Origin of the sequence: Desulfotomaculum copahuensis, from assembly GCF_001655685.1 — a bacterium.
GTDB classification, from domain to species: domain Bacteria; phylum Bacillota; class Desulfotomaculia; order Desulfotomaculales; family Desulfovirgulaceae; genus Desulfotomaculum_G; species Desulfotomaculum_G copahuensis.
In genome coordinates this window covers 1-6,468 of the sequence record NZ_LYVF01000023.1, presented here as the reverse complement: position 1 = coordinate 6,468, position 6,468 = coordinate 1, and the positions used below count along the sequence as shown (strand labels likewise).

At 46.4% G+C, this 6,468-nt stretch carries 7 protein-coding genes; all 7 read right to left on the bottom strand.

Going from position 1 to position 6,468, the window contains the following annotated elements; genetic code table 11:
- On the bottom strand, positions 1-633 hold a 633-nt coding region (meaB, locus tag A6M21_RS17710; RefSeq protein ID WP_151191764.1), incomplete at its 3' end, for a methylmalonyl Co-A mutase-associated GTPase MeaB.
- Positions 634-777: 144 nt separating this feature from the next.
- Positions 778-1,542 carry a FadR/GntR family transcriptional regulator gene (locus tag A6M21_RS02585; protein ID WP_066666350.1) on the bottom strand — a complete coding sequence of 255 codons (765 nt, stop codon included), beginning with the start codon at positions 1,540-1,542 and terminating at the stop codon, positions 778-780.
- A gap of 167 nt (positions 1,543-1,709) precedes the next feature.
- Positions 1,710-2,501: a CoA-transferase subunit beta gene (locus tag A6M21_RS02580; protein WP_161485980.1), complete on the bottom strand. Its 792-nt coding sequence runs from the start codon at positions 2,499-2,501 to the stop codon at positions 1,710-1,712.
- An 86-nt stretch (positions 2,502-2,587) separates the two neighbouring features.
- Positions 2,588-3,175, bottom strand: a complete 588-nt coding sequence (locus tag A6M21_RS02575; RefSeq protein WP_066666349.1) for a transposase — start codon at positions 3,173-3,175, stop codon at positions 2,588-2,590.
- A 34-nt stretch (positions 3,176-3,209) separates the two neighbouring features.
- A complete protein-coding gene (locus tag A6M21_RS02570) occupies positions 3,210-3,554 on the bottom strand; it encodes a hypothetical protein (RefSeq protein ID WP_066666348.1) in 345 nt (114 codons plus the stop codon).
- A gap of 146 nt (positions 3,555-3,700) precedes the next feature.
- A complete protein-coding gene (locus A6M21_RS02565; RefSeq protein ID WP_066666351.1) occupies positions 3,701-4,681 on the bottom strand; it encodes a CoA transferase subunit A in 981 nt (326 codons plus the stop codon).
- Between the two features lie 14 nt (positions 4,682-4,695).
- Complete coding sequence (locus A6M21_RS02560; RefSeq protein ID WP_066666347.1) at positions 4,696-5,994, bottom strand: MFS transporter; 1,299 nt, start codon at positions 5,992-5,994, stop codon at positions 4,696-4,698.
- Between the last annotated feature and the right edge of the window lie 474 nt (positions 5,995-6,468).

The window sequence follows — 6,468 nt, the reverse complement described above, 5'->3', positions numbered from 1 at the left end:
ACAAATGGGTCCACCCCACCGGGCACCTTCCAAATCCGCCTTATTGACTACGAACAGATCGGCGATTTCTAAAATGCCCGCTTTTAAAACCTGCATCTGATCTCCCAGGCCGGGAACAGTTGTTACAATAACTGTATCAGCCCAATTCAAAATTTCCGTTTCCACCTGTCCGGCACCCACCGTTTCCACAATTACAACGTCCATCCCCAAAACATCAACAATTTGAATGATTTCCTTTGTCCCGGGAGCCATTCCACCCAGTTCCCCCCGGTTGGCCAGGCTGCGTATAAACACCCCTTCGTCCGAAGGAGACCGCTGCATTCTAACCCGGTCCCCCAGGAAAGCCCCGCCGCTAAAAGGACTACTGGGGTCGATGCAAAGTACGCCCACCCTTTGCCCCTGCCGCCGGAAAAGAGGTATCAACCTATTTACTATGGAACTCTTACCCGCCCCCGGTGGACCGGTAATTCCTAAAACATATGCCTTTCCAGCCAAACCGCCAACACGGCGCATAATTTCCCCTGTCAGTGGATTACCATTTTCGACCAGGGTAATCAACCTGCTGGCCGCCGTAATCTTACCTCTTGTAAGAGCGTCAACTAATTCATTTATTTTGTTCTTATTTATATACATAAAACCATCCCCTATGGTCCTACCATTATATCATTTATTATAGTACTACCTACCTCGCATTCTGTCAATATATTTTTAATATTCCCCAAACAAAAAACTCCCCGCAAAGGGGAGCCAAAGTGATATTTTACAAATATGGTAATATTATTTCACAATAGAGCTTTCATCTAAAATACCTTTATAAAAATTGGTAATATGAGAAAACATCAACTCGCGGGCCTTTTCTGCATTCCTATTTTTAATGGTCTCCAAGATAACCTGGTGTTCTTCAATAATGGCATCCCTGGCTTTACGCCGGCTCATCAAATTTTTAAATGTAATGCGCATAACACGAATCATGGTTTGTCTGACAGCTTGCATAACGATTAAATTAATACGATTTTTTGCGGCATCCGCCACAGCAAGGTGGAATTCCACGTCAGCAGCATGAAATTCATCCCATTTAATGTCCCCGGGTTCGGTTTTGTCAACGATGTCCTGGATTCTTTTTATATCTTCATTTGTTGCCCGTTTGGCCGCCCAGTAACCAGTAATTCCCTCCACCGCCTGACGGAACTCAACCAATTCCCTTTCACTGATTTTTTCCAGCAGAAACAACCTCTGCAATGCCTCCACCGTCATGGCGGTGGTTAATGGTTTTACAAAAATCCCCCCGGAAACAGCTCCCGTTCTCACCTCAACCATGCCGGCACTTTCCAAGACCCGGATAGCTTCCCTTACCGAAGCCCGCCCAACCCCAAAAATATGCTGCAGTTCCCTTTCGCTGGGTATCCGGTCATGGGCTTTTAGTTCACCGCTTATTATGGCATCCTCTATTTGTTTTACAATATCTTCAAAGGCTCTGGTAGGAGATGCTTTTTGAAATATTTGCCGCGTCTCATGAAAGTCCCGCCCGTTCTCTAAACCCAATTCCCTGCCCCTCCTTAAAAAGTTCGCATCTTTTTGTATATTAACTCAAAACACTGTTAGATTCAATGCTTTATCTCTTCTATTATTGTATTGGTATGATATTTAATATATTTTCCTGGAAACTGGCCGGGCGGAAAATGTCTGTTTCGATACCCCCGGAGGGTGGATTAATTCATGTAAATCCCTTCCGGATCTACCATTGTTCTCAAAATATGGAGCTCTTCTTCTGTAGGAGAGGAAGCGGGAATGGCCCGGGAAACATCAATTTCAAAACCGGTATTTTCTTTGAGCACGTCCAATGTCACACCCATATGCTCATAATATTCGGCCACAAACATTTCCTTTGTTTCCTGGTCAAATTTCATAACACCCATGGTGGTGACCACCGCTTCAGGACCACCCCTCATTCCCAATTCCTCCCTTCTGACAAGTTCCCTGGACGGGGGATTGCGATAACAGTACCACCCGGGGCTGGTTAGATAGTCCACCCGCTCAACCAAACGCCTGGCCTCATGGGATATAATGATGTAAAACCGGTGGGCCAGTGCCGCAATGTCACTGGCTCCACCTGATCCTTCAAACCGGACATGTGGATTGCGATAATCCCCTATGCAGGTCGAATTTACATTTCCATATTTGTCCACCTGTGCTCCACCTAAAAACCCTACCTTTATCCGGCCATTCTGGAGAAACTGTCCCATTAACTGGACTGGATCACAAATCAGCGGAGACCTGTAAAATCCTCGCGGGTCCGCCACGCAGGACGGAAGAGCAAGAGGGTTGCCATCATAGGGACCGGCTTCCATAATTAAAATAGCATCTTGAGCATGAGTATGTTTAGCTAAAATTGATGCCACCAGAGGAAGACCTGTGCCTACTATTACCGTGTCACCATTCTTGATTAAACGGCTTGCAGAAACAGCCATTGCTTCCTTTGGCGTGCAAATTAATTTTCCCACTGGGAAACACCTCTCTTTTTGCAATACCACTGAAATCATCTTCATGCGTGATCGGTTATGCCATTTATGTTAAATCGTTACAATATTTAACTGGTAATTGCCGCTGCCTTTACCCAGGGTGACAGCATACGTTCTCTGTTCACATTGGGGTCGATGCCCTCACCCGCATAAAACATCAACATCGTGAAGGCATCAAGCTCGATTCCCTCGAAAGCGAGCACCAGTTTCAACAAGTCGGGAGCCGAGGTATAGAAGAGTTCGGCCCAGCGCAGTGGGGTGAAGCGCTCGCTCTTCTCTGGCATCAGAGAGCGCATCAAGTTAAGTATCTGGTGGCTGACCACCAGGGTGAGCATGGACACCATCACCAGCGATTTGTTGACCACCGGCTTGTCGCTGGGTATCTCATCCAGCTTGTAAAGGCGCTTGAGCTCCTTGAAAACCATTTCAATGCTCCAGCGCGCCCGGTAGAGGAGCGCCACATCTTCCGGGATGAGCTGTTCCGGCATGATGTCGGTAATATAGAGGTGATACTTCCCGGTCTCCTCATCAAGCACGCCAACCAGGCGGAATGTCTCCTTGATCTTTGATGCGCTGCTCCTGAGGGGATAGACCTCGAAATCGTCTTTTTCTGACTTCTTGGCCCTGGATGCGCTGGCCTTGAATTCGACCTCCACCAGACAATCGACTACTTCACGCCTGCAGTTTCTCCTACAGAGTCAGGCTGGCGTGGCTGGCGAGATCCGCCACCCCGTGCACCAGGCACTCCGTGAGGAATTTATAAAGTCCCTCGGTAAAACGATCATAGAAGGCGGAGGCGACAATTTTTTCCGAGGATTTTTTCTCGTAATTCCGTCTCAAGGCGGCGAGGGAGCGCTGTACCCCGGCTCCAAAACCAAGCACCAGGATCCAGAACAGGATGAACGGATCGACCTTCCGTTGGCGCTGGACATACTTGACCCTTTTTGCCGTATCCTGGAGCCATTCCGGGGAGAACATCCTGATCAGCGTTTTTTCGAGCATGTGCGGATCGAAATTGCCAGGCAGTGAAGCCAATTTGAATCCCCCTCCAAAAAGTATCTGGAGGGCAATTATCCTGCTTGCTAAGGAACATTTTCGACATTTTTGTCGATTTACCAGGGTTAATGTGTTATTAATGGGTACTTGTGGAAATTATAAGTCTTAACCGAACACCGATGAAATCATCCTACGCGCCTTTTTAATGCCGGGTTATATCCTAAAGCAGGATCTGTCCTTAACGATAAAAGCCGCCTCACACCAAGTTTTTCTAAATACGACATATGATCCGGTATTCCAAAAACCCATTCTGAGAGCCATTTTTTAAAGGCAATTTCGTTTTTACTGGCCAATATATATTCATTGAAAAAAGCCGAATCCGTATCATACATGCCATCTACAGGGGTGGGATGAGCACCATAAGGAACCTCAACAATTACGTCTACGACTTCTTTAGGAATAACATTTAATTCCGGGGAAACCCGCAAATATTCCTCTGATGTAATATGCTCAGCTGTAACTATGGTGGTTTTCGCAGCCATTGCAGCATAATAATCAAGGAAAGGCCCGCCATGAATGCGCACTGTACCTTCATCACCTGTCATTTGTACGTGCATAATAGCAAAGTCTGGCTTTAAAGCAGGAACCAATACAACTTCACCTTCCTCCCAGAAGGGATCGTTGACAATCTGAACCTTTTGCCGGGGCAGTTTTGGTTCCAGACCACGATACGGGGCCAAAAGATCATGCTCCGGGTTGATAATGTCGGTACCTCGAAGTGAGCGCGTAGGCATGAATGGTATACCCATCGCTCCTGCTAAAAGCCTCAGGGCACCGGTTTGAACAGTCCAATCATCATGGAGATAGCCGTTCCCACTCAAACCAAAACTTTCACAATGGTGCCTGAAACAGTAAGGATGACCAAGTACTTCATGGCCAATATAGTTAGTTTCGCACATTTTAACACAACCGGCCCCGATTAAAAGATCGTTCTCCGGACCACCGGGGTTTGTTACCAAGTGCAAATCTTTTTTCCCTTGACGGATAATTTCATAGGCTGCCGCCATGGGCTTACGCGTAACAGTCCACCCGCCAAAAACAATGGTTGCTCCATCGGGAATCAGGGCCACGGCTTCCGCCAGACTTTTACGCTTGCTGATCTTCATCTTCATTCTCTCCCTCATTCAGTAACAGGCTTTGCCGATATTAATGCCAGGTTTATTACAATACCCAATATGGAACATACCATAGCAATTGAAAGAGCATATATCCAAGATCCGGTGGCATTAACAATAAATCCTGTGAGCATGGGAGCCAGAATACCGGCGATAGTTCCGCTGGTATTCATAAAACCCGAAACGAAACCGGCGTTTCGCGGGGCCATATCCACTGGTAAGGCCCAAAAAGGGGCAAAGTTCATACCAACAAAAGACACACAAACAGTGATAAAAACCACGGCCATTATGGGTGAGACGGCATGGGCGCCTAAATACAGAAAAACCGCACTTCCCGCGAAGGAGATGTATAGGATGATTTTCCGCGCTTTTGTAGAACCATAATGTTTCGAGAGACGATCGGATACTTGCCCGGCCAGATTAGCAAAAAGGAAAGCTCCCAGATAAGGAAACATTCCGTAAATACCGGTTTTTATCAGGTTAAATCCCCTGGCCATCACCAGATATCCGGGTAACCAGGTTAAAATAAGGTACCAGTTATAATTTTGCATGAAATACGCCAATGCAAGTCCCCAGACCGATTTGGATTTAAGAATACTACCCAGGTTCCCGGATGCTTGTTCAGCTCTTACCTGATCATTCAAATTTTCTCCCTGGCAGATTTCATTCAATTCATCTTGACTGGTGCCGGGATGTTCCGCCGGATTGTCAGTAACATACTTGAGCCAAATTATAGTCCAAATAATACCCACAATGCCAAAGCTATAAAAGGTCCATTGCCATCCAAAAGATTTTACTATCCATGCAACTAACGGTATAGTTAAACCGCTGCCGATTAACATGCCCGACAAATTAAACCCCTGCGCCCTGGCACGCTCTGACGGGGACATCCAGCATGAAACCACTGAAGTAATGGCAGGGAAAGTTACAGCTTCTCCAAATCCCAATAAACTCCTGATCAGTGTCATTAAACCAATCGTATTTCCGGCAGGAGTAAGCATGGTAAACAATGACCACCATCCCATACCGGCAGCCAATACTCTCCTCCCGCCAATGTGATCGGACAACCAACCTGACGGGATCTGTAAAATGGCATATCCGATAAAAAATGCGGACAAGATTACTCCAAACTGGGCGGTGTTCCAACCAAACTCCTTCATTATCGAAGGTGTCGCTACAGAAAGGTTTACCCTGTCCATGTACGCAATAAAAATACCAAGAAATGCCAGAAACATAACATTCCAGCGCACTTTCGTATTACCAACGGTTTTCTTTGTGACCACAGGAGTAATTTTCTCGGGCATAATTTTTCCTCCTTCGGTTTTATTGAACCTTTACCTGCGCCTGTCATAACCATTGAGAGCTGAGCTTTTTAAACATTCACCTCCGTTTACCATGGTATTATGGTACTACCATTAGATTTATTATATATTAGTACCCAGGCGGAATTTTGTCAATAGTATTTATTTTGCATCCATTACAAACGGTACACAGCCATGACATCATTGATATCATTCGCGAAGACAAGGCCCGGTTACTGTGCTTCCGCCTGGATGAACCAGCGATGGAAGAAAGAGTTGGTAGAGTTGCAAAAACGGCCACAAAAAAAAGAACACCCGGTCAGGGGTCATCTCCAACCGGGTGTTCTTAATTATTCAGTTGGCTGGTTAAAATTAAAAATTACCCTGGTGTAAGCGGGCAAGCACAAAAAGTAAACCCCCCGTCCCAATGACAGGGGGGAATGCTTTCTATTCCGCCGGTTCCTCCGCCGGCGGAGC